20 protein-coding genes and 2 pseudogenes are annotated in these 22,006 nt (G+C 66.7%); 12 read left to right on the top strand and 10 right to left on the bottom strand.

Translation table 11 applies throughout. The features are described 5' to 3' along the window. Window positions 1-485 precede the first annotated feature (485 nt). The 5 genes and pseudogenes from MYXE_RS07250 to MYXE_RS07270 form a co-directional block, all read right to left on the bottom strand. Window positions 486-767: a universal stress protein gene (locus tag MYXE_RS07250; protein ID WP_085197616.1), complete on the bottom strand. Its 282-nt coding sequence runs from the start codon at window positions 765-767 to the stop codon at window positions 486-488. Between the two features lie 15 nt (window positions 768-782). After that, on the bottom strand, window positions 783-1,763 hold the full coding sequence (locus MYXE_RS07255; RefSeq protein WP_085197618.1) for an Acg family FMN-binding oxidoreductase: 981 nt from the start codon (window positions 1,761-1,763) through the stop codon (window positions 783-785). A 113-nt stretch (window positions 1,764-1,876) separates the two neighbouring features. Further along, window positions 1,877-2,635: a slipin family protein gene (locus MYXE_RS07260; protein ID WP_415624478.1), complete on the bottom strand. Its 759-nt coding sequence runs from the start codon at window positions 2,633-2,635 to the stop codon at window positions 1,877-1,879. 35 nt (window positions 2,636-2,670) lie between these two features. Beyond that, on the bottom strand, window positions 2,671-3,300 hold the full coding sequence (locus tag MYXE_RS07265) for a hypothetical protein (RefSeq protein WP_085197622.1): 630 nt from the start codon (window positions 3,298-3,300) through the stop codon (window positions 2,671-2,673). A gap of 2 nt (window positions 3,301-3,302) precedes the next feature. Further along, window positions 3,303-5,647: pseudogene (locus tag MYXE_RS07270) on the bottom strand (nitric-oxide reductase large subunit). A 189-nt stretch (window positions 5,648-5,836) separates the two neighbouring features. Here MYXE_RS07270 and MYXE_RS07275 point away from each other — a divergent pair. Together MYXE_RS07275 and dosR are read left to right on the top strand one after the other, a co-directional pair. Next, complete coding sequence (locus MYXE_RS07275) at window positions 5,837-6,637, top strand: universal stress protein (protein WP_085197626.1); 801 nt, start codon at window positions 5,837-5,839, stop codon at window positions 6,635-6,637. A gap of 30 nt (window positions 6,638-6,667) precedes the next feature. Beyond that, window positions 6,668-7,315, top strand: a complete 648-nt coding sequence (gene dosR, locus MYXE_RS07280) for a hypoxia response regulator transcription factor DosR/DevR (RefSeq protein WP_085197628.1) — start codon at window positions 6,668-6,670, stop codon at window positions 7,313-7,315. A 476-nt stretch (window positions 7,316-7,791) separates the two neighbouring features. On the opposite strand, the pseudogene MYXE_RS07285 reads toward dosR, so the two are convergent. After that, window positions 7,792-8,166: pseudogene (locus MYXE_RS07285) on the bottom strand (carboxymuconolactone decarboxylase family protein). Window positions 8,167-8,210: 44 nt separating this feature from the next. Here MYXE_RS07285 and otsB point away from each other — a divergent pair. After that, window positions 8,211-8,606: a trehalose-phosphatase gene (gene otsB / locus MYXE_RS07290; RefSeq protein WP_232061759.1), complete on the top strand. Its 396-nt coding sequence runs from the start codon at window positions 8,211-8,213 to the stop codon at window positions 8,604-8,606. A gap of 163 nt (window positions 8,607-8,769) precedes the next feature. On the opposite strand, the gene dapD is transcribed toward otsB, so the two are convergent. Then, window positions 8,770-9,723: a 2,3,4,5-tetrahydropyridine-2,6-dicarboxylate N-succinyltransferase gene (gene dapD / locus MYXE_RS07295; RefSeq protein ID WP_112650321.1), complete on the bottom strand. Its 954-nt coding sequence runs from the start codon at window positions 9,721-9,723 to the stop codon at window positions 8,770-8,772. Between the two features lie 90 nt (window positions 9,724-9,813). Between dapD and dapE the strand changes: the two genes are divergently transcribed. Beyond that, window positions 9,814-10,878, top strand: a complete 1,065-nt coding sequence (dapE, locus tag MYXE_RS07300) for a succinyl-diaminopimelate desuccinylase (protein ID WP_085197719.1) — start codon at window positions 9,814-9,816, stop codon at window positions 10,876-10,878. Here dapE and MYXE_RS07305 read toward each other — a convergent pair. After that, window positions 10,863-12,965 (bottom strand): AAA family ATPase, encoded by a 2,103-nt coding sequence (locus MYXE_RS07305; protein WP_232061760.1) that lies wholly within the window; start codon window positions 12,963-12,965, stop codon window positions 10,863-10,865. The genes dapE and MYXE_RS07305 overlap by 16 nt on opposite strands. 258 nt (window positions 12,966-13,223) lie before the next feature. On the opposite strand from MYXE_RS07305, the gene MYXE_RS07310 reads away from it, so the two are divergent. The 7 genes from MYXE_RS07310 to MYXE_RS07340 all read left to right on the top strand — a co-directional run bounded on the left by MYXE_RS07310 (window position 13,224) and on the right by MYXE_RS07340 (window position 18,721). Then, entirely contained in the window at window positions 13,224-13,778 is a 555-nt protein-coding gene (locus tag MYXE_RS07310) for an LOG family protein (protein WP_085197634.1), read from the top strand. A gap of 38 nt (window positions 13,779-13,816) precedes the next feature. After that, window positions 13,817-15,595, top strand: coding sequence for a long-chain-acyl-CoA synthetase FadD6 (gene fadD6 / locus MYXE_RS07315; RefSeq protein ID WP_085197636.1), 1,779 nt, complete (start codon window positions 13,817-13,819; stop codon window positions 15,593-15,595). Window positions 15,596-15,671: 76 nt separating this feature from the next. After that, window positions 15,672-16,496: a dihydropteroate synthase gene (folP, locus tag MYXE_RS07320; RefSeq protein ID WP_232061816.1), complete on the top strand. Its 825-nt coding sequence runs from the start codon at window positions 15,672-15,674 to the stop codon at window positions 16,494-16,496. Further along, window positions 16,493-17,458, top strand: a complete 966-nt coding sequence (locus MYXE_RS07325; protein ID WP_085197640.1) for a glucosyl-3-phosphoglycerate synthase — start codon at window positions 16,493-16,495, stop codon at window positions 17,456-17,458. Before folP ends, MYXE_RS07325 begins: the two co-directional genes overlap by 4 nt. 44 nt (window positions 17,459-17,502) lie before the next feature. Further along, the gene (locus tag MYXE_RS07330) at window positions 17,503-17,838 is read left to right on the top strand and encodes a DivIVA domain-containing protein (RefSeq protein WP_085197642.1); all 336 of its coding nucleotides are present in this window, start codon (window positions 17,503-17,505) and stop codon (window positions 17,836-17,838) included. Continuing rightward, entirely contained in the window at window positions 17,835-18,404 is a 570-nt protein-coding gene (locus tag MYXE_RS07335) for a DNA-3-methyladenine glycosylase I (RefSeq protein ID WP_085197644.1), read from the top strand. Before MYXE_RS07330 ends, MYXE_RS07335 begins: the two co-directional genes overlap by 4 nt. Before the next feature lie 149 nt (window positions 18,405-18,553). Further along, window positions 18,554-18,721, top strand: a complete 168-nt coding sequence (locus tag MYXE_RS07340) for a DUF3117 domain-containing protein (RefSeq protein WP_003406247.1) — start codon at window positions 18,554-18,556, stop codon at window positions 18,719-18,721. Between the two features lie 43 nt (window positions 18,722-18,764). Here the strand turns inward: MYXE_RS07340 and glgA are convergent, their stop codons facing one another. Continuing rightward, complete coding sequence (gene glgA / locus MYXE_RS07345; RefSeq protein WP_085197646.1) at window positions 18,765-19,928, bottom strand: glycogen synthase; 1,164 nt, start codon at window positions 19,926-19,928, stop codon at window positions 18,765-18,767. 178 nt (window positions 19,929-20,106) lie between these two features. Between glgA and glgC the strand changes: the two genes are divergently transcribed. Further along, window positions 20,107-21,321, top strand: a complete 1,215-nt coding sequence (glgC, locus tag MYXE_RS07350; RefSeq protein ID WP_003922389.1) for a glucose-1-phosphate adenylyltransferase — start codon at window positions 20,107-20,109, stop codon at window positions 21,319-21,321. Between the two features lie 4 nt (window positions 21,322-21,325). Here glgC and MYXE_RS07355 read toward each other — a convergent pair whose 3' ends face one another. Continuing rightward, window positions 21,326-22,000: a methyltransferase family protein gene (locus tag MYXE_RS07355; protein ID WP_003922388.1), complete on the bottom strand. Its 675-nt coding sequence runs from the start codon at window positions 21,998-22,000 to the stop codon at window positions 21,326-21,328. Window positions 22,001-22,006: the final 6 nt, after the last annotated feature.

Below are 22,006 nucleotides of genomic sequence, written 5' to 3' on the forward strand. Positions count from 1 at the left end.
GGCCCGGCCGCAAAGGATCGACCACCACCAGCTGAATCCGCGGGGCGGTTCGCTTCAGATGCTCCGGATAGTTGAGCACGTTGCTGTGGGTGGCGATTGACCGAAAGTCGAGGTCCGGGTGGTCTCGCCGGCAATGGTCGAGACGGCGTTCGAGCGCTAGAACCGAACGGTCCGGGGCCATTGCCCTGATGACGCGCGTTCCGGCGCGATGGGCCGGCGATATGGTCAAAGCGCGCAGCGGACCGCCGCGGAGCCGGGCTTCCTGCGCGGCGAGCTCAACAAACGGCGCCACTGGCCGGCGATCCGTCTACCACCGCCAAGATCAACCCGGTTTGGCGTGCCGTCGGGCCGGTGCTGGTCGGCATGACGCCGACGTGGCAATGTGCGGCAGCCGCCAAGGCGGATACGATGGATCCGATGCGCCCCTGCGTGGCGTGTCCGGCGTCGGTCGAGCCGACGCAGACCATGGCCGCAACCGCGACGCTTCAAGCAGCGCGACGATCGGACGGCAATGCAGGATTTCGGCCTTCAGCTTCACCGGTTCCCGTCGACCCGATGGCGGTGAACGCGTCGCCGACCACCTGCTCGGCGGCGATCGAGTCGCGTGCCGCGCGGTCGGGATCACCCTCGGGCGAGTCGATCGCGTGCACCAACCATAGCGGCAGTTTCCGGTCGACGGCTTCGTCGGCGGCCCACAGCGCTGCCTGCAGGGCCGAGCGCGAGCCGTCGACGCCCGACGACGCACTGCGGTTCGCAGTAGGGGTCAGCCATTGTCGGGTCCCTCAGCGTTGTACGAGCAGAACTTCGTCGAGCGGTCGCCGCGGTGTGGGCGGCGGTATTTGTTCGGTGGCCGGCGCCACGCCCACCCGTATCAGGATCTGAGGCACGGTGTCGTGTTCCATGCACGACGTGACCATGTCACGGGTAGCGCGGACCTCGGTGATATGGGTTACCGGGCAAGTGGCCAACCCGGCCACCGTGCATTCAAGCAAGACCGCAGAGAGTGCCTCCCCGGCGACCAGCGCGTCAAGGCGGCTGTCGCTGTCGGTGGACAGAAGCAGAATCGTCGAACGGTCTTCTGGGACTTCCGTGCGCCTCTCCTGGTTGTGGGTGACCGGGAACGCCCGTCCGACGTCGACGCGGTCACCTTCGGCCGCCGAGACCAGCGCACTGTACGGGATACCCTCTGATGCCTCGAACGGTGCCGTCCACCACCCTAGTTCGGCGTGGTACTGGGAGTCGTAGAGCCGCAGCGACTCGGCGAGCTGGGATGCGTCTGCCAGGCACTTACGCAGATCCTCGGGCATCACGTCCAGGTGGACGGCGTCGCCGTCGACGGCGTTACGCAGGACAGGCTCGAAGGATTCCCAGTTCATTGGTGCGTTCAATGGCAGTCGGTCGGTGCGGCGCACCAAGATCGCGTCGGCGCGCCGGCGGTGGCCATCGGTCACATAGTCCATCGGGCTGAAGTGAATCGACGCCAGGTGGTTCGGGTCGTTGGGGTTCGGGAACCGGTCGACATGAGACCGCAACCCGGCGGCCGCCATCGCCACCCGAAAATGGTCGAGCGCAGCGCCACAACTGATCAGCGCTTGGCGGCGTGACCGGTCATAGGCCAGGACTCGGTGGGTATCGACGAACAGCTGCAGCTGGCCGCCGTCGAGAACCCATTGCCAAGGTTGGGTGTTGTGCAGTGATGGGGCACGGCACGCTAAGCACACCGCATCCTTGATGACCTTAGTTCCTACGGCCGTGCCAGGCATGTCGACCTCCGATCTCTACCCGCCCTCAAGTGTTCTCCGAACCCGGGTATGGCTAAAGGGCCATTGGTCCTCCGCCCGGCGGCCATTCGGCATCGGCCCGGAGACCTGGCTGGTCAGCGCCGCTCGTTTAGCGAGCTTGCAATACCTTCCAGCACCTCTGGGTGTTTCAGGAACGGCGTGATGATGTCGACCGGCAACGGGAACACCACGGTCGAGTTCTGGTCGGCACCCAATTCCAAGAGCGTTTGCAGGTACCGTAGCTGCAGCGAGGCGGGGTTTTTCGACAGCGTTTCGGCGGCTTCGCGCAGCTCCTCGGAAGCCTGCAACTCGCCGCGGGCGTTGATGACTTTGGCGCGCCGTTCGCGTTCGGCTTCAGCCTCCCGAGCCATGGCACGCTGCATCGACTCGGGAATCTCGACGTCCTTGATCTCGACCACCCGGACTTCGACGCCCCAGGGCTCGGTTTGCTTTTCAATGATGGTGCGAAGGTCGCTGTTGAGGTCTTCGCGATGCGCCAACAGGGTATCCAGGTCGGCGCGGCCGAGCAGCGACCGCAAAGTGGTCTGCGCGATCTGAGAGGTGGCCAGGGCGTAGTTCTCGACCGCCAGAATCGCTTTCAACGGATCAACGACCTGAAACATCACCACCGCGTTGACCCGGGCCGGCACGTTGTCGCGGGTGATCACCTCCTGTGGCGGGATGGTCAATGTCACCACCCGCTGGTCGACCCGAATCATCTTGTCGACCAATGGAATCAAGAACCGCAGCCCGGGCCGGTACAGCGGTCGGATGTGACCCATCCGGAACACTACCCCGCGCTCATACTCGCGCAGCACCGCCAGTGAAAAGAAGCCGAGCACGACGAGTGCCATCAGCACCGCCAGAGCAATCACGAGCACTGCTGCGCTCACTGCGAACTGTCCTCCTTCTGTGCCCAGTTGCCGCCCCACCGAGTGGAATACCGGTCTATCGCAACAGCCGCCTGGTCCTCCAGTCCGGAGCGGTGCGGCAGATACTCCGGTGCATTCGACGGGGTATTCCAAAGGTGCCGCGCCAGGGGTAACCCGCTGAGCGCCACAAGCATGGCGGCACCACCAAGCACCAGGACGTCCATGGGGGTGTGCTGGCCGATCAGCATCGCCAGCGGCATGAGCACCCCGAGCGCTGCGACGAAGCAGGCGATCCCGCGGTGAAACCGACCCGCATCCGAATACGGCCACGGATCGATCTCACGGGTGATCTCGCGGCCGTGATCCGAGGTGGTGCATGTCGCCTTGACCGGACAGCTGTTGCACACCACCGGCGACGCGCGGTACCGCATCACCCGGTGCTGGGGGTCGAACGACGTCGGCCAGAGCCACTGATCTTGCGGGCACACCCAGGCGTCGTGGTCTGGCCGGTACACAAACTTGCCGGTGCGCCACCGTGCGGCATGCCGCGACACCCGCTTGGCCATGGCGTCGAAGCCCCAGCCGATACCGAGCAGGACCAGTGCATATGCGGCTACCAGCCACACCGACGTCGTGGGTGTCACCATCGTCACTCCTTGGCCGGCGCCGCGGATTCGGCTGCCGCGGGCGAGGCTACCTCGGTGTAGAGCGGATGCTCGGGTAACTCCGCGGCGACCGCGCCGGACCGGAAATTGCGCAGGGCCAACCATGCGATGTAGACGAACGGCAGCACACCGCCGACGATGAGGATCACGTCGCCGGGCAGGCGCAGCCACTCCAGCAGCGAATTGCCGGGTCGGGTGATGTAGCCCAGCGACCGCGCCTCGTAGTAGCCGTCGTTGACGGAGTGGTATAGCTGCAGCACGCCGAGTGGCAGCAACGTAGCGAACACCATCCACGCCAGTCCGATGTTCATGCCCCAGAACGACATTCGGGCCCACTTCTCCGGCCATTTGTCGGCGGGGATCATGTAGCGGAACGCGAACATCGCCAGCCCGACGGCCAGCATCCCATAGACGCCCATCATGGCGGCGTGCCCGTGGTTGGCTGTTAGCGCGGTGCCGATCTGATAGTAGGACACGATCGGAAGGTTGATCAGGAATCCGAAGATACCTGCGCCCAGGAAGTTCCAGAACCCGACCGCCACTAAGAACATCACCGCCCAGCGGTGCGGGAACGGCTTGGCGTCACCAGACTGTTGCCGCGATCCCAGCTGCAGGAACGCCCACGCTTCGACGGTCAGGAAGGTCAACGGAATCACTTCGGCGGCCGAGAAGAACGCGCCCAGCGCCATGTGCTCCACCGGGGTACCGGAGAAGTACAGGTGATGCATCGTGCCGATGACACCGCCGGCCGAATACAAGATGATGTCGAGGAAGATCACCCCGAGCGCAATACGCTCACGCACCACCCCGAGCATCACGAAGATGTAGGCCACCATCACGGTGGTGAACAGTTCGAGGAAGTCTTCTACCCACAGGTGCACCACCCAGAACCGCCAGAAATCGGCGACCGAGAAGTGGGTGTCGCTGCTGGCCAGCAACCCGATCGCGTAGAACACGGGGATCGCCAGGCCCGCGAAGAAAAACAGCCACGGCAGGTTAGTCTTCGACTCGCCCCGCAGTCGCGCCCGCATGCCCCGCCAGATGATCGCGATCCACAGGAACATCCCGATGATCAGCAGAATCTGCCACAGCCGCGGCAAGTCCAGGTATTCCCACTGCTGGGAGAGCAAGCTGCCGGCGGGGATCACCCCATAGATCGACAGCGCCTCGGTGATCAGCGAGCCGAACACCACCAGCGCGACCGCGCCGAGCAGCCCGTAAGCCAGCCAACTCTGCCGCCGCGGTTCGCGGCGCGCGATGAATGGAACGAGGAAGATGCCGCCGCCAGGAACGCCGCCGCAGTCCAAAACAGCGCCAGCTGCACGTGCCAGGTGCGAGCCAGGTTGTAGGGCAGAACCCGGGCCAGGTCCAAGCCGAAGAACGAAGACAGGTCGGCCCGGTAGTGCTGGGCTGCGGCGCCGACCAGCGCCTGCGCCAGGAACAGCACCGACACGATCGCGAAGAACCAGATCGTGGATCGTTGCGCCGGCGTGAGGGGCACCTCTCCCGGCTCCCGGAATGACAGCGTGGACGCCATCTCGTCGCCGTGCCAGCCCAGCTTCTGGCTCCAGCGTCCGTAGATCGCGAACATGATCCCGATGCCGCCCAGCAGCGCGACCAGCGACAATGCGGACCACACCACTACTTGGGCGGTTGGGCCGTTGTCGACGCGCTTTTCGGACGGCCAGTTGTTGGTGTAACTGTAATTGTGGCCCGGCCGCTGCGCCGCCGAAGCCCAGGCCGTCCACGCGAAAAACGCTGTGAGTTCGTGGATTTCGGCTTTGTCGGTAATCGTGTGTGGCAACAGCCCGTATTTGGTGGAGTTTTCCCCGAAGTAGGTCGCGTAGTGCAGCTGGATGTCGTCGAATGCCCGGGCCTGCCGGTCGGTGAACACCAGTGTCTTGGTGGCGGGGTTGTAGCGGTTGGTGCGAAACTCGGTGACCACCCGGTCCCGCGGGTCCGTCACACCCTGGCCGCGAAACTGGTCGGCGACGTCGTCGGTCGCCATGCGCAGGTACTCGGCGGTACGGTCCGGTCCCAAGTAGGCGCCGTGACCCAGCACCGATCCGTACTCCATCAGTCCGCGCGCTTGATAAAGCTCCTGGCCGCGGGTGATGTCGTTGCCGGTGAACAGCAGTCGGCCGGACTCGCTGACCACCTTGTCCGGCAACGGCATCGAGGCGGTGTAGGCGCGGTAGGCCAGGATTCCCAATACCAGGAAGCCAAAAATCAGCACCAGGGCCACGCCCTGCACCCAACCCTTGCCGATCAACCGCTCAGAAGTCGCCTGATCGAAGCGTTTGCGACGTTGTGCCGGCTCGATTGCCATACCGATGGCCCTTTCGACGGCGGAAGGATGGTCCGTATTAAACCTGTTGTCGCCCGCCTAAACCCGGATTTTGGGTGTCGAGAGGACCAATGGTCGATAACCGGTGACCAATGGCCCTGAAAAGCAGCGGTGCGCGTGCCTAGCGTTGCAACCAGCAAAGGTGCTCATCTTCCGATAAAGGAGCCAGTGATGCGCGACTGTCGTCCAGCGCCCTCGGTGGTGGTGGGCGTCGACGGGTCACGTACGGCAATCCAGGCCGCCATATGGGCAGTCGACGAGGCGGTCAGCCGCGACCTGCCGCTGCGCCTGGTGTACGTCATCGACGCGGCAGACCTCTCCCGGACCGAGCACTTCCAGTTCGCTGCCGCGCGGACGGCGTTGTACGACGCCCAGCACGCCGTCGAGGCGATCGGCGAACCGGTCAAGATCGAGACCGACGTCCTGCCGGGCAAGCCGGTCGCCAAACTCGCCGAAGAGTCGAGGTCAGCGGTGATGGTGTGTGTCGGATCCGTCGGAATCGAGCACGCGTGCCGCGGCGCCGGTTCCGTCGCGGCAGCGTTACCGGACTTGGCCCGATGTCCGGTGGCGGTAATCCGCCCGTCGCTGGACCGAACGAACCCGGACCCCCGCAGCATCGTCGTCGAGGTGGACAATGGAGTGGTGCTGCGACATGCCTTCGAGGAGGCGCGACTTCGCGAGGCCCCGCTGTGGGCAGTCGCCTCCTGGCAGGCCGAGGCCCCGGGGGACAGCGCCGACGGAGACCGTTTGGCGCGAGCGCAGCTCAATCGTCGGATCACCCTCTGGCGGCGGCTGTACCCCGACGTGCATATCGAGCCGACTGTCATTCGCGGCGGCGTCTGCCAATATCTCGCAAAAAACGCCCAATCGGTTCAGCTTTTCGTCACCGGGCCGCGCAGCCGCAGTTGTGACACGGGCAAGCCCGGTCCGGTGGAATGCTCGACACTCACCGTGCGCGGCGACCAGCTGTAGGAAGCGCAACGCACCTTTGGAGGACGTACCTTGATCAAGGTATTTCTCGTCGACGACCACGAAGTGGTGCGTCGCGGACTGATTGACCTACTGCGAACCGATCCCGAGTTGGATGTGGTCGGCGAGGCGGGCTCGGTCGCCGAAGCGATGGCCCGCATGCCGGCCGCACGCCCGGATGTTGCGGTGCTCGACGTACGACTGCCCGACGGCAACGGTATCGAGTTGTGCCGCGACCTGTTGTCTTGCATGCCGGATTTGCGTTGTCTGATGCTTACGTCGTTCACGTCCGACGAGGCCATGCTCGACGCCATCCTCGCCGGCGCAAGTGGATACGTCGTAAAAGACATCAAGGGAATGGACTTGACGCGCGCTGTCAAGGAAGTGGGCGCCGGGCGCTCGCTGCTCGACAATCGGGCCGCGGCGGTCCTGATGGCCAAACTACGCGGAGAAGGCGAAAAACCCGATCCGCTCTCGGGCCTTACCAGCCAGGAGCGCACGCTGCTGGGCTTACTCGCGGAGGGCCTGACCAACAAGCAAATCGCCGATCGGATGTTTCTGGCCGAAAAGACGGTGAAGAACTACGTTTCCCGGCTCCTGACCAAATTGGGGATGAAACGCCGAACTCAGGCCGCGGTATTCGCCGCCAAAATGGAGCGGTCGCCCCGATCCGGTGACTGAGGGGGGGCGGTCGGACTCGCGAACTCGGGACCGCCACCTCAACAGTAAATGACCACCGTGACGCGATGGCGTTGCCTTCCCTGGGGCCTCTTGTAGTGTGGCGGTCGACTACATGTGCCTGCGGTGCTTCGCGGCTCGGATGTGGTTGGTGTAATGGGCTTTTGCGAGGTCAGCATCGCGCCAGGTGAAGACGTCTGCCGGGCGTAGTCGCTCGGAACGCCGCTGGCCCTTTCGCTTCCTGTCTCTAGCATGCACGCCACGTTGCGTCGAGCGGCTGATCGATGAAGTGGCACTGCAATTTTGGGGTGGATCAGCTGCGCGACCCCCGCAGCGGCGGCTGCTCGGCTAACGGTGGTGGTGGCGGCAGGTGCATAGTTGGGTGCATAGTTGGCCGACGGGTAACGAGGCCATCGCGGCTTGGGCGTGTCAGTCACAGCCGACCTAAGTGGTGTTACCGCAACGGGGGTAGCACACGCTCAGCGGTTCGCGCCGGAGGCAGCGCTGTTGGCCGCTTCGGCGAATTCGCAGAACGCGTCGTATGCGCGGGCGCCGAAGATGGTGGCCGGCCCGCCATGCATCAGAATAGTGACGCAATGGCGTTGCGGCTGCTTCTTTGGGGGCTCCAACGGGCACGGCCTCTTGGGCGTGCGAGGCGATGCAGCCGTCGCACCCGGCTACCACTCCGATGGCCAGCACGATGAGTTCTTTGCTGTTTCTGTCCAGCGCGCCTGGGTCAGCGCGGCGTTGCTCAACTGCGCGAATCCCTGATAGATGCCGCGATTCATGTGCCGCAAAGCGCGGTGTTGTGGGTTGAGATCGGTCAGTACGCGCTGGTGGTGTTGTTCGCTCATGCCCGGGATGATCCCCCTACCCGTATATGCATTTCCCTGCTGGTATGCGGATGGCCCACTGGCCGGCGGTGCTGAGCGGCCGGGATCTCGACGACGTCTCCAGTTGTGTTGGCGTCGATGGCGTTTGGTATGCGGGCAGCCACGGTTTCGAGCTCATCGGCCTCGACGGTGCGCATCAACAGAACGAAGAAGCCTTGGGAGCGGTCGCTACTTCCTTCGAACGTGTCGCAGCAGAACGGCGCGAACGGTTTCGTGCGATCGGCCGAGTAACGCTGGAGCACAAGCGCTTTGCGGTGGCTGTGCATTACCGCAATGCGACCGAAGAGCGCGTCGACACCGTTGTCGCGTCGGTGCACGGTGTCGGCAAGCGCGATGAGCCAAGCCCAGAGGCGTGGTGTAAGAAGCCGCTCATTCGCGCGACTCTTCGGGATGCAGTTTAAGCGGTCAATTCTGGCGTTGTGGTGGCCTCCTGGTGGTGGTTGTCGGCGGTGGCGGTACGGGCTCGGTCGAGGACCTCGAGGCCGAGGTAGCGCGGCCTTCGAACTTCGGCTAGCCCCAAGTTGCCGCGTGTCAGCGTACAAACACGCACGCTCGCGGCAGAAATCAGTTGGCGTGCAGGTCGCGGTTGAGTGTAATGACCTGTCCGTCGCGCGGCACCACCTCGACCGCGCCTGTGACCGAGTTGCGGCGAAACAGCATGTTGTTTGCTCCGGAGAGTTCGCGGGCCTTGACTGTGCTGCCGTCGGGCATGGCGACTTTGGTGCCGGCGGTGACGTATAGGCCCGCTTCGATCACGCAGTCGTCGCCGAGCGAGATGCCCAACCCGGAGTTCGCGCCCAGCAGGCAGCGTTTGCCGATCGAGATGACCTCGGTGCCGCCGCCGGACAGCGTGCCCATGATCGATGCGCCGCCGCCGATGTCCGAGCCGTCACCGACCACGACGCCGGCCGAGATGCGGCCCTCCACCATCGACGTGCCCAGTGTGCCGGCGTTGTAGTTGACGAAACCTTCGTGCATGACGGTGGTGCCCGCAGCCAGGTGGGCACCCAGGCGAACCCGATCGGCGTCGGCGATGCGCACGCCGCTCGGCACCACGTAGTCGAGCATCCTTGGGAATTTGTCGACGCCGTACACGGTGACCGGGCCGCGCCGGCGCAGCCGGGCGCGGACCGACTCGAAACCTTCGATCGCACACGGTCCGTGGTTGGTCCACACCACGTTGGTCAAGATCGCGAAGAAACCGTCGGCGTTGAGGCCGTGCGGCGCGACGAGCCGGTGCGACAACAGATGCAGCCGCAGGTAGGCGTCGTGGGCGTCGACGGGTTTGTCGTCCAGTGAGCCGATCGCCGTGCGCACCGCGACCGTTTCGACGCCCCGGTCCTCGTCGCGGCCGGCCAGTGCCGCCAGGTCGGCGGGAACCTCGGCCGGCGACAGCCGGGTGGTGCCGGTCTCGCCGGAGTCGCTGAGTTCCGGTGCGGGAAACCAGGTGTCGAGGACTGATCCGTCGCCGGCAAGCGTCGCCAGCCCGATACCCGAAGCTCCAGTCACGGGCTCCACGCTACTTTCTTTCGCCGAGCAGACGTAAACGCCCCCATATACGGCCTCGCAGGGGCGCTTTTGCGTCTATTCGGCGGCTATGGTGACAGCGTGCTGGACCTACATGGCGACCCCGTCGAGCTGACCGCGGCGCTGGTCGACATTCCCAGCGAGTCGCGGGCGGAGCGCCGCATCGCTGACGAGGTCGAGGCCGCGCTGCGGGCGCAGACCACAGGGTTCGAGATCGTCCGCAACGGCAACGCCGTACTGGCACGCACGCATCTCGGTCGTCCGACGCGGGTGCTGCTCGCGGGCCATCTCGACACCGTCCCGGTGGCCGACAACCTGCCCAGCCGGCGGGACGGCGACCTGCTGCACGGCTGCGGCAGCGCGGACATGAAATCCGGTGACGCGGTGTTCCTGCATGTGGCCGCCACGGTCACCGCACCTTCACACGACCTGACCCTGGTGTTCTACGACTGCGAGGAAATCGAGTCCACAGCAAACGGTTTGGGCCGCATCGAGCGCGAATTGCCGGACTGGCTGCAAGCCGACGTGGCCATTCTTGGCGAACCCACCGCCGGCTACATCGAGGCGGGCTGCCAAGGCACGCTGCGCGCCGTCGTCCACGCGACCGGAGCCCGGGCCCATTCGGCGCGATCATGGCTGGGCGACAATGCAATTCACAAACTCGGCGCCGCGCTCGAGCGGCTTGCAGGCTATCAGGCGCGCAGTGTCGAGATCGATGGCTGCACCTACCGCGAGGGGTTGTCGGCAGTGCGCATCGACGGCGGCATCGCCGGCAACGTCATTCCCGACGCCGCGTCGGTGACGGTCAACTACCGGTTCGCGCCGGATCGCTCACCGGCCGAGGCGCTACGCCATGTCGCCGAGGTGTTCGACGGGCTCGACGTGCGCATCGAGCAGACCGACGTCGCGGCGGGCGCGCTGCCCGGGTTGTCCAAGCCCGCGGCCAAGGCCCTGGTCGAGGCGGCGGCCGGGCAGGTCCGGGCGAAATACGGCTGGACCGACGTAGCGCGGTTCGCTGCCCGCGGCATTCCCGCGGTGAACTACGGTCCGGGCGACCCCAACCTGGCTCACCGACGCGACGAACGGGTGTCGGTCGGGCAAATCACCGCCGCGGCTGACATGTTGCGCCGCTATCTGACCAGTTGAGCCCGCCGCGACTGAGCTGCGGCGTCGGCGGCGGCCGGATGCAACCCCGCGTCGGCGAGGTCGGCTGCCACCTCGGCCAGCGCGTCGGCGTCACCGGCGGCTAGCGCGCGCGCATGAGCCAACGTCAGCCGCCCGAGCACGCAGTCCACTTCGACCGCGAGGCGTTCGGCTCGATACACCGCACGGATGTCGCCGAGTCGCGCCGCGTCCTGCAGCGCACGCAGCGCGATCGCCGACTGGCCACCGCGCTCGGCGGCCTGCACCGCTTCTCGGGCGGCATCGATCGCGCCGATCTCGTCGCCGCGAGCCGACCTCGCCCAGGCTTTGGCCAAAGCCAGCTCCGGGGCGAACAACGCCGATTTCAGACCGTGCCGAGACTCCGCTCGGCTCAACACCTTTGCCGCTTCCACTTGCTTGCCCTGCTGACCCAGCGCGTGCGCGAGCAGCATCAGCGACAGCGGGCCCCACGAATACCCCGTGCGCGCCAGCGCATCGCTGGCCGGGCCCAGCAACGCCACCGCGGTATCGAAATCACCCTGGGCGATCGCCACATATGCGACCAGCACCTCGCCGATCGCCCGACCCGGCTGCTGCAGTTCGGCGAAATCGGTGTACCGCTGCGCCAACGAGCGTGCTGCGTCCAGCCGTCCCGCCATCACCAGCGCCGTGACCCGGGCAAAGCCACTGGTGAACCTCAACAACCCCGGATGTTCACCGGCCACCGCCCGGGCCGCCAGCGCCTCGACCTCGCCGAACCGGCCCGTGCGGGCAGAACACAGCGCCGCGGTCGACGCCGCCCATCCCACGCCCACTTCGTCGGCGTGCGGAGAGGCCAGCACCTCGCCGGCGATCCGCAACGCGCGCAGCGGGGTACCTGAGTTCATCGCGAAAGTCGCCGCGAGCGCGTCGAGCGTGGCCTTCGCGGTCGGTGCCGCCACCCGGTTGCGAATGGTCTGCAGGAATGCGGTTGCCCGCTCCGGCTCGTCGAGCATCCAGAACTGGTTGGCCGCGCGCGGCAGCGCCCAGGCCATCAGCTCGGTGTCCGACAACGTGTCCGGGTCCACGGCGGCCAACACGGCTCCGGCCTCTCGGCCGTGGCCCTGCCAGGCCAGCGCGTATGCCAACACCAGCCGCGCCGCCAGCCCCTCTGAGCGGTCCAGCGCTGCGCGCGACAGCCGCTCGGCAAGCACCAGGTCGCCCAGCCGCAGCGCCTGCTGCGCCGCGCTCACCGTGGCCGCAACCGGCGCGGGCGTGTCGCTGTCGGCGGCTAGCGCGGCCAGGCGCAGTTGGTCGCCGACGTGGTCGGACGGGTGCGTTGACAGCTGCGCAACCACCGCCGCCCGCAGCGACCGGGCACGCTCCGGCCCCAGCGCGGCCCGGGCCCGCTGGGCGTAGAGCGGATGAGCCGCCCGCGCCTGCTCCTGGTCGTCGAAGAGGACCACGCCCGCGGCTTGTTCGACGGCCTGTTCGCCGGCTAATGCGGTCAAATCCGTCCGGGGCAGGGGTTCGGCGACGGCCAGGTAGTCCAGCACGCCGCGCACCGGCTGCGGCAACCCGCGAAGGTAGACGTCGATCAGCGCAAACAGCGGCAACCGCTGCACGTCGCGGCAGCGCCAGCCGTCGCCGGCCTGCACCAGCCCGTCGCCCTCGATCAGATGCCGCAGATACAGCGGGTTGCCCTGGCTGCGGGCGAAGATCTCGTCGGCCAGCGCGCCGGGCGGTGGCGTCCCCAGCGCGGACGCCAGCACCGCCGCCGTCCCCGCGGCATCCAGCGGCCGCACTTCGATTCGGCTGAGCAGCTGATCGGTCCACAACGCGGCGACCACGTCGGGCATCGGGGCCTCCGAGTGCACGGTGACCACAAGGCGCGCCGAACCGGTCAGAGCCAGCTGATACACCAGCGTGGCCGAGAGGCTGTCCAAGTCGTGGGCATCGTCAACCACCAGCAGCAGGTCGCCGTCGGCGCTGGTGAGAGATTCGCGGGCAGCGCGCAGCAGCGCCGCCGCCGCCCGATATCGGCCAGGGTCACCAAATGGCGGAACGCGCCGAAAGGCGCCATGCGCTCCGACGAAGTGCCCGCCACCCACCGCACGATCGTCGACGGCCGCCGCGCGGCAAACCTCCCAGCCGCGGCCCGCGCCAGCGACGTCTTGCCCACACCGTCGGCACCCACCAGCACGGCGCCGGACACGTGCGGGCTTTCCAGGGCGTTGGTCACCTGCTGGACGGCGGTTTCGTCCACCTCGGCTACCCAGCGCATCGCCGGATTGTATGGCGCGGAGCTGAACCGGCACGGCGATAGGTCGAAATGCGCTCCGCGGCAAGGCTGGTCTACGTTTCGGTGTATGAAGCCGAGGCAGTGGGCGATCTGCGTGTACTGCGCGTCCGGGCCGACCCATCCGGACCTGCTGGCGTTGGCTGCGCGGCTCGGTGAGGCGATCGCCGATCGCGGCTGGACCTTGGTGTGGGGCGGCGGCAACGTTTCGGCCATGGGCGCGCTGGCCACAGCGGCGCGTGCCCGCGGCGGCCGGACGGTCGGCGTCATCCCGAAAATGTTGGTGCATCGCGAAGTCGCCGACACCGACGCCGACGAGCTGATCGTCACCGACACCATGCGCGAGCGCAAACAGGTCATGGAAGACCGCGCCGATGCGTTTATCGCACTGCCCGGCGGGATCGGCACGCTCGAGGAGCTGTTCGAGGCGTGGACCGGCGGCTATCTGGGCGTGCACGACAAACCGGTGGTGATGCTCGACCCGGACGGGCACTACGACGGGTTGCGGGCATGGCTATACGGGCTGATCGACAGTGGATACGTCTCGCAGATGGCCTTGGACCGGTTGGTGGTGGTCGACGACGTGGACGCGGCCCTGGCGGCGTGCGCTCCCCGTGGGGGTTAGGCTGGCCGCCGACTGCGGTTCAGCAAAGGGGAGACACCGTGTCCGATCATGACTCAGGTACCCGCACCAGCGTCGGGCTAGCCGACGTCGCCGCCCGGGTACCCGCCGTGTTGGCCGACGTGCCGGTGCTGGCGCGGGGGGCGCTGACCGGGCTGTTGCCCCAGCGCAACTCCAAGGCGTCGATCGGCAGGGTGTTCCAGGATCGGGCCGCTCGCTACGGCGACCGGGTCTTCCTGCGGTTTGGTGACCAGCGATTGACCTACCGCGAAGCCAACGCGACCGCCAACCGCTACGCCGCGGTGCTGGCCGCACGGGGAGTCGGCCGCGGCGACGTGGTCGGCATCATGCTGCGCAACTCGCCCGACGCGGTGCTGATGATGCTGGCTGTGGTCAAATGCGGGGCGATTGCCGGCATGATCAACTACCACCAGCGCGGCGACGTGCTCGCTCACAGCCTGGGACTGCTCGACGCCAAAGTGCTGGTCGCGGAATCCGACCTGGTCAGCGCCGTCCTCGAGTCCGGGGCGCCCGCCGACCCGGTAACCATCGAGGAATTGCAGCGACTGGCGGCCACCGCGCCCGCCAACAATCCCCCCTCGGCGTCGGCGGTGTTGGCCAAAGACACCGCGTTCTACATCTTCACGTCGGGCACGACCGGTTTCCCGAAAGCTAGCGTGATGACCCACTTCCGGTGGCTGCGGGCGTTGGCCGCGTTCGGCGGCGCGGGGCTGCGGCTGCACAGCAACGACACGCTGTACTGCTGCCTGCCGCTGTACCACAACAACGCGCTGACGGTCGCGCTGGCCTCGGTGCTCACCTCCGGCGCCACGCTGGCGTTGGGCCGGTCGTTCTCGGCGTCACGGTTTTGGGACGAGGTGATCGCCAACGACGCGACCGCGTTCATCTACATCGGCGAGATCTGCCGCTACTTGCTCAACCAGCCGCCCAAGCCGACCGACCGCGCGCACAGGGTGCGGCTGATCGCCGGCAACGGGTTGCGCCCGGAGATCTGGGACGAGTTCACCGCCCGGTTCGGCATCGACCGGGTGTGTGAGTTCTACGCCGCCAGCGAGGGCAACACCGCATTCATCAACATCTTCAACGTGCCCAAGACGACCGGCATCTCGCCGTTGCCGTTGGCCTACGTGGAATACGATCCCGACACCGGCGCGCCGCTGCGTGACGACAATGGTCGGGTGCGCCGGGTACGGCCGGGGCAGCCGGGCCTGCTGCTGAGCCCGGTCAACTGGCTTCAGCCCTACGACGGCTACACCGATCCGACCGCCAGTGAAAAAAAGTTGGTGCGCAACGCTTTTCGTGAAGGTGACTGCTGGTTCAACACCGGCGACGTAATGAGGCCGCAGGGCATGGGACACGCCGCATTCGTCGACCGGCTCGGCGACACTTTCCGGTGGAAGGGCGAAAACGTCGCCACCACACAGGTCGAGGCGGCGCTGGCGTCCGACAAAGCCGTCGAGGAATGCGCGGTCTATGGGGTCGAAATACCACGCACCGGGGGCCGGGCCGGGATGGCCGCAGTCAAGCTGCGGGGCGACGCCGAGTTCGACGGCAAGGCGCTTGCGGAAACGGTGTACGACCGGCTGCCCGGGTACGCGTTACCGCTTTTCGTGCGGGTGGTGGAGTCGATGGAGCACACGACGACATTCAAAAGCCGCAAAGTCGACCTGCGCGAGCAGGCATATGGCCCCGGCATCGAGGACCCGCTGTATGTGTTGGCCGGCCGCGACGAGGGCTACGTGCCGTTTTACCCCCAATACCCCGACGAGGTCGCGGCCGGTAAGCGACCGCGGCCCTGAGCCGGACACGGGCAAGATAGGACGCGTGCACTCGACGCTGTGTGGCCGTCCGGTGGCCGCTGATCGTCCGCTGATCATGGCGATCGTCAACCGCACTCCGGACTCGTTTTACGACCGGGGCGCCACGTTCAGCGACGATGCGGCCAAGGCTGCCGCCCACCGCGCGATCGCCGACGGCGCCGACGTCATCGATGTCGGCGGCGTCAAGGCCGGGCCCGGCGACGACGTCGATGCCAGAACCGAAGCTGCGCGCGTGGTGCCGTTCATCGAATGGTTGCGTGCCGCGTACCCGGACCAGTTGATCAGCGTCGACACCTGGCGTTCGGAAGTGGCCCGGCTGGCCTGTCGCGCCGGCGCGGACCTGATCAACGACACGTGGGGCGGCGTCGACCCCGAGATGCCGGCAGTTGCTGCCGAATTCGGTGCCGGTCTGGTGTGCTCCCACACCGGGGGGGCGGCACCGCGAACCCGGCCGTTCCGGGTCAGCTACGGGACGACCACCCGCGGTGTGGTCGACGACGTGATCCGTGAGCTGACCGCCGCCGCGGAGCGCGCGGTCGCGGCCGGGGTTGCCCGCGACCGCATACTGATCGACCCCACCCATGACTTCGGCAAGAACACCTTCCACGGTTTGGCGTTGTTGCGCCACGTGGAAGATCTGGTAAACACCGGATGGCCCGTCTTGATGGCGCTCAGCAACAAGGACTTCGTCGGGGAGACTCTTGGCGTGGACCTCACCGAACGGCTGGAGGGGACACTGGCAGCCACTGCGCTTGCGGCCGCCGCCGGTGCCCGGATGTTCCGCGTGCACGAGGTGGCTCCCACGCGCCGAGTACTGGAGATGGTCGCGTCCATCCACGGGACCCGTCCGCCGACGCGCACGGTGAGAGGACTGGCATGACGGCATCAGACCTGGTCGATCTGGCCGGCGACGGAGTCCTGGTTGCCCGCCCCGGTGACACTTGGCTGCCCGACCGCAGCTGGAACCGCCCGGACTGGACAATCGCCGACTTGGAGGCGGCCAAGGCCGGTCGCAGGGTCTCGGTGGTGCTGCCGGCTCTCAACGAGGAAGAAACCATCGGATCGGTCATCGACAGCATCTCGCCGCTGGTCGGTGGGCTGGTCGACGAGCTGATCGTGCTGGACTCCGGCTCCACCGACGACACCGAGATCCGCGCCATCGCCGCCGGTGCCCGCGTCGTCACCCGTGAGCAGGCCCTGCCGGACGTTCCGCCGCGGCCGGGCAAGGGCGAGGTGTTGTGGCGTTCGCTTGCGGCCACCACGGGCGACGTCGTGGTCTTCGTCGACTCCGACCTGATCGACCCCGACCCGATGTTCGTGCCGTGGCTGGTCGCCCCGCTGCTTACCGGTGATGGCATCCACTTGGTCAAGAGCTTCTATCGACGGCCGTTGAACGTCAGCGGCAGCGCGGGCGCCACCGGCGGAGGCCGGGTGACCGAACTGGTGGCGCGACCGCTGCTGGCGGCGCTGCGACCTGAGCTGGGGCATGTGTTGCAGCCGCTGGGCGGTGAGTACGCGGCCAGCCGGGAGCTATTGATGTCGCTGCCGTTCGCGCCGGGTTACGGCGTGGAGATCGGGCTGCTGGTCGACACCTACGACCGGCTGGGTCTCGACGCAATCGCGCAGGTCAACCTCGGTGTGCGGGCGCACCGTAACCGGCCGCTGGCCGAGCTGGGTGCGATGAGCCGTCAGGTCATCGCCACGCTGTTGTCGCGCTGCGGCATCCCCGACTCTGGGGTCGGGTTGACCCAGTTCTTCGCCGACGGCGATGGTTACACCCCGCGCACGTGGCCCGTGTCGTTGGTGGACCGGCCGCCGATGAGTGCACTGCTTCCACGCTAAGACGCCCGCGACGGCGCGGCGCGGGATGAGGCAGGATCGTTGGCGTGGCGTTGGTGTTGCTGTATCTGGTGGTGCTGATTTTGCTGGCGCTTGTCCTGTTCGGCGTGGCCAGCCTCCTGTTCGGCCGCGGCGAACAGCTGCCGCCGCTGCCGCGGGCCACCACGGCAACCGTGCTGCCCGCCTCCGGTGTCACCGGCGCCGACGTCGAAGCGGTGAAATTCACCCAGGTGCTGCGGGGGTACAAGACCAGTGAGGTGGACTGGGTGCTGGATCGGCTCGGCCAGGAACTCGACCTGCTGCGCAGCCAGCTCGCGACGGCTACCTCCACGGCCGGGGCCGAAGACCGCGAAGACCTCCCAGACGACAAGGAACCGGGGTGACCGCGCCCGACGGCGGACTGATCCGCTGCCCGTGGGCGACCACCGAGCTGTACCGCGACTACCACGACCGTGAGTGGGGCCGTCCGGTGCGCGACGGGGTTGCGTTGTTCGAGCGGATGTGCCTGGAGGCCTTTCAGAGCGGACTGTCGTGGCTGATCATCCTGCGCAAGCGGGAGAACTTTCGGCGGGCCTTCGCAGGCTTCGACATCGAAACCGTCGCCGGCTACACCGACGCCGACGTGACCCGGTTGATGGCCGACGACACCATCGTGCGCAACCGGGCCAAGATCGAAGCCACCATCGCCAACGCGCGGGCGGCAGCGGCCCTGGGCTCCTCCGACGACCTAGCCGAGTTGCTGTGGTCGTTCGCGCCGCCCCCGCGGCCAAGGCCCGCCGACGCATCGGAAATCCCTTCGGCCACCGCCGAATCCACCGCCATGGCACGCGAACTCAAGCGGCGAGGGTTTCGGTTCGTCGGGCCCACCACCGCCTATGCCCTGATGCAGGCGAGCGGGATGGTCGACGACCACCTCAGCACCTGCTGGGTGCCTATGTTGGCCCAGTAGGATTTCCCAGAACCGGGTCTTGTACACCCTGACCGTCCCAATAGGGAACAATAGGGGGGTGAATTGGCAGTTCATTGCCGGGTATGGGGGGTCCCGGCCTGGACAAGGTCCGTGATGTCGGGCCGGCTCGAACCTGGAGGGAGTACTCGATGGCGGCGATGAAGCCCCGGACCGGAGACGGTCCTCTGGAAGCGACCAAGGAGGGGCGCGGCATCGTGATGCGGGTACCGCTAGAGGGCGGTGGTCGACTCGTCGTCGAGCTCACGCCCGACGAAGCCGCCGCACTGGGTGACGAACTGAAGGGCGTTACCAGCTAACCCGTCTCACCCAACCCATTGTGGGTCCGGCGAGCGGTCGCTGCTATGCGCACACCTTCCGGTAGATATCCAATGTCTGTTCAGCGATGTGCGCCCACGAGAATTCGTCGATGCACCGCTGACGACCGGCCCGGCCGTAGCGCTCGGCTTTCTCTGGGTCGGCGACCAAGGCATTGACCGCGTCGGCCAGCCCCGCTTCATAACCGGCCGGATCGGCGGGGTCGTAATTCACCAGCGACCCGGTGATTCCGTCGGCCACCACCTCCGGTATCCCGCCGACATCTGAGGCTACCACCGCGGTCGCGCAGGCCATTGCCTCGAGGTTGACGATACCCAGCGGTTCGTAGACCGATGGGCACACGAAAACAGTTGCAGCAGAAAGTATTTCACGTATCTGCCCGATGGGCAGCATCTCCCGGACCCAGAACACACCGGTGCGCTCACGGGCCAGTGCGGTTACCGCGGTGGCTACCTCTGCGGCGATCTCCGCGGTGTCGGGGGCGCCGGCGCAGAGCACCAGCTGGATGTCGGGGCTGAACCGGTGCCCGGCGGCCAGCAGGTGCGCGACCCCTTTTTGCCGGGTGATCCGCCCGACGAACGCCACGATCGGCCGACTGCGGTCCACGCCGAGCCGGGCTAGCACGGATTCGTCGCCTTGGGGATGGGCTGGATGCCACACGTCGGTGTCAATTCCGTTGCGCACCACATGCACTCGGCTCGGATCCAGCGCCGGGTACAGGCGCAGCACGTCGTCGCGCATGTCGGAGCTGACCGCGATGACGGCGTCGGCGGCGTTCAGCGCGGTGCCCTCCACCCACGACGACACCCGGTAGCCGCCGCCAAGCTGTTCGGCCTTCCACGGCCGCAACGGCTCCAGCGAGTGCGCGGTCGCCACATGCGGGATGTCATAAAGCAAGGCGGCCAGATGACCGGCCAGGCCGGTGTACCACGTGTGCGAGTGAACGACATTTGCGCCCGCGGCGGCGTGGGCCATCACCAAGTCGGTGGACAACGTCGCCAGCGCCGGGTTGGCGCCACGCAGTCGCGGGTCGGGCTGGTGCGCGGACGCCGTCGGGCGAGGAGCGCCCATGCAGTGCACGTCGACCTCGCACAGGCGGCGCAGCTGCGCGACGAGCTCGGTGACGTGCACGCCGGCACCGCCGTAGACCTCCGGCGGGTACTCCCGGGTCATCATCGCCACGCGCATACCGGCACGCTAGCGGCCCGGTGAGGAGTCGGGCCATCCGATCTACTGGTTTGCCCCTGCGATGTGGCGGCAATACTTAGGGCGAGCCGCGCCAAATTCCTTGACGGGCAGTCCGTCAACGTGGGCGAATCGAGCCAATGCCCTGGCAGGGGCTCACAGCGGCCGATAGGTTTGAGCCATGAGGGAAGCGCCACATGTGCTGGGCATCGTCCTGGCCGGGGGGGAGGGCAAGCGGCTTTATCCGTTAACCGCGGACCGGGCCAAGCCCGCGGTTCCCTTTGGCGGCGCCTACCGGTTGATCGACTTCGTATTGTCCAATCTCGTCAACGCCCGATACCTGCGGATCTGCGTTCTCACGCAATACAAGTCGCACTCCCTCGACCGCCACATATCGCAGAACTGGCGGCTCTCCGGCTTGGCCGGTGAATACATCACTCCGGTCCCTGCGCAGCAGCGACTCGGCCCACGCTGGTACACCGGCTCCGCCGACGCGATCTATCAGTCGATGAACCTCATCTACGACGAGGACCCCGACTACATAGTGGTTTTCGGGGCCGATCACGTGTACCGGATGGACCCCGAGCAGATGGTGCGGTTCCACATCGACAGCGGCGCGGGCGCGACGGTGGCTGGCATCCGGGTGCCCCGCTCGGAGGCGACGGCGTTCGGGTGCCTCGACGCCGACGACTCCGGTCGCATCCGCAGCTTTGTGGAGAAGCCCGCCGACCCGCCCGGCACGCCCGACGATCCGGAGTCCACGTTCGTGTCGATGGGCAACTACATCTTCACCACCAAGGTGCTCATCGACGCGATCCGCGCCGACGCCGAGGACGAGAATTCCGACCACGACATGGGCGGTGACATCATCCCCCGGCTGGTGGCCGACGGGTTAGCCGCGGTCTACGACTTCTCCGACAACGAGGTGCCGGGCGCCACCGACCGAGACCGGGGCTACTGGCGTGACGTCGGGACTTTGGACGCGTTCTACGACGCGCACATGGATCTGGTGTCGGTGCATCCGGTGTTCAATCTCTACAACAAGCGCTGGCCGATCCGCGGTGCGACCGAAAACCTGGCCCCGGCGAAGTTCGTCAACGGCGGGTCGGCGCAGGAGTCGGTGGTCGGTGCGGGCAGCATCATCTCCGCGGCGTCGGTGCGCAATTCGGTGCTGTCGTCGAACGTGGTTGTGGACGACGGCGCGATCGTCGAAGGCAGTGTGATTATGCCCGGCACCCGGGTGGGCCGCGGCGCCGTGGTGCGCCACGCGATCCTGGACAAGAATGTGGTCGTCGGGCCCGGCGAGATGGTCGGCGTCGACTTGGAAAAGGACCGGGAACGCTTCGCGGTCAGCGCTGGCGGCGTGGTTGCGGTCGGCAAAGGGGTGTGGATCTAGGGGCTCACCATAGGTAGGGCACCAGGTGGTAGCGCACCTGCTGCAGGTACTCGCGGTATCCACCGAGTCGCTGCGCGAGCAACTGTTCTTCGTCGCGGATGCGAAGCACCAATGCGACCAGTCCGGGTACGACGAAGACGAGTCCGCAGTACGAGCCGAGCGCAAGCGGGGTGCCCACCATCAAGATGACGTTGCCGGTGTACATCGGGTGTCGCACTAGCCCGTAGAGGCCGGTGGTGACGAGTTGCTGGTCTTCCTCCACGGTGACGTTGGCGGCTGCATAGCTGTTTTGGATGATCACCAGCATTGCGACGCCGAGGCCGATCGCGACCAGTACATCGCCGACCAGCGACACTGTCGCCGGCACCGGCGACCAGCCAAAGCGGTGGTCCAGTGCGCTGACCACGAACATGGCCGCAAAGCAGATGAACAACCCGGCGATAACGATCCGCTGCAGCGTTCTGGTCTCCGCCAATGGTCCGGCACGCATCCGCCGTTCCAGCGCGGCTGGGTTCGTCCGCAACAGATAGATGCTGGGAAGCCAAGTGGAAAGCGCGAACACGGCGAGAAATACCCAGGCCTGCCAATAGTGCAAGGTACCTGCCGGCAAGAACAACATCACGCCGAACACGAGCAGGCCTAAGGCAGCCGAGAGTGCGCCTTTACCAAAGGTTTTCATGCAGCT

The organism is Mycobacterium xenopi, from assembly GCF_009936235.1.
Taxonomy (GTDB): domain Bacteria; phylum Actinomycetota; class Actinomycetes; order Mycobacteriales; family Mycobacteriaceae; genus Mycobacterium; species Mycobacterium xenopi.